Annotated in this window: 3 protein-coding genes; all 3 read right to left on the bottom strand. The window is 37.1% G+C overall.

All coding sequences use genetic code 11. From position 1 onward, the window contains the following. Positions 1-125 precede the first annotated feature (125 nt). Complete coding sequence (locus H4J57_RS19430; protein ID WP_182243982.1) at positions 126-410, bottom strand: hypothetical protein; 285 nt, start codon at positions 408-410, stop codon at positions 126-128. Between the two features lie 112 nt (positions 411-522). After that, complete coding sequence (locus tag H4J57_RS19425) at positions 523-981, bottom strand: hypothetical protein (RefSeq protein ID WP_182243981.1); 459 nt, start codon at positions 979-981, stop codon at positions 523-525. A 101-nt stretch (positions 982-1,082) separates the two neighbouring features. Further along, positions 1,083-1,310, bottom strand: a 228-nt coding sequence (locus H4J57_RS19420; RefSeq protein ID WP_182243980.1) for a DUF418 domain-containing protein, incomplete at its 5' end; no start/stop codon positions are given.

Raw genomic sequence — 1,310 nt, 5'->3', positions numbered from 1 at the left:
CGAAGACGCCCTACAACGAATCAAAATATTTAGAAGCATTAAAACGAAGAGGATCGCCACTGTTAAAATTTGCAATAAATAGCTAAATTTTACTAGTTGTCCACCTCAGGGCGTGTTGTTAGGTGCTACTTATTGAGCCATAAATATATGAAACTTAATACCATTAGTGTAAATACAACCCATATTAAAATACGTATTGCGACTACAAATCTTGATTGTTTAACGCGAAGTTCACCGTCAGGGTTATTAAAACCACCAGGCAATTCATCTTCTATTGTGGCGATGAAGCCATTTATTAACATTGCAACAATACAAATAAGTACGGAATAACCAAAGGCCAAATTAGAAAAGTAGCTTAGCAATGCTCCTGCGATAACACATATGAAAACTGCTAAAAATGTACTCTTCACTTGATTGATTCTCCGTGGCACCTAACGCCACATTAAGCGGCAAAAAATTGTTGGCTAAAATGTTGAACGGAGTGAAAACAGCCAACTGTTTTTTGTCCGTTTGAATGCCTTGTTAGGTAGCGGTTTTCACAGGTGCTGCCTTTCCAATAGTTCTAATAGTTGGAGTATTCTGACAAATCACCTCTAAGCATTCATCTTTAGTAACGATTAAATGAGACCACTCATCAGAGTTACCCATAAAAAAAGTTAATGGACTTTCTTGATGCCAACCGTGACCTTTAACTTTGAATGTGTTGGATTTAGGTGGATTTCCATTCCATATCTCAGTTAATCCATGTTCATCAAGGCAACGATAACCGTTAACCAATTCGTAGGATATTTCATATATAGTCTCGCTGTCTTCATGAAACACACGAACAATTAACTCATTATTTTGGTGTTCATCACTCCCAGGAATTGTATATTTAATACCTCCTGGTTTTTCAAGCGTCCACTCTTTTGTGCCCCAAGAAAGATCTATTAACCAAACCTCTCCGGATTCAAAAGGCGTGAACCAGTTATCAAATTCCATTTAGCTACCTAACGCCGTTTTAAGCGGCAAATTGCAGTTGGCTAAAATGTGTGAGGTACGAACAACAACCAACTGTAATTTGTCCGACTTGAAAACCCTTCTTAGCTTGCAACTTTACGAAAAAGCCATTCTAAAGGGCCTGTTTTGAAATATTTAAGCCACATAACACTAAAGACAATCCCACAAATACAGAATATTAATGCACTTAATAATGCAAAGTTAATTGTTTGGTTTATTAACAACCCCATAGATTCAAGAGTCCCCATGCCTAAAATGACATGAGCTACATATAAGGTTAAAGACAATTGCCCTGTCTGACATAACCACTT

This window comes from Colwellia sp. BRX8-7 (genome assembly GCF_014077275.1).
Classification (GTDB): Bacteria; Pseudomonadota; Gammaproteobacteria; order Enterobacterales; family Alteromonadaceae; genus Colwellia_A.
Note: the sequence above shows the minus strand (reverse complement) of the source record. Positions and strands in the feature narration are given on the sequence as shown.

Coding starts and splice junctions, on each gene's coding strand:
- H4J57_RS19425 (WP_182243981.1), bottom strand. CDS start 981: ATGGAATTTGATAACTGGTTCACGCCTTTTGAATCCGGAGAGGTTTGG.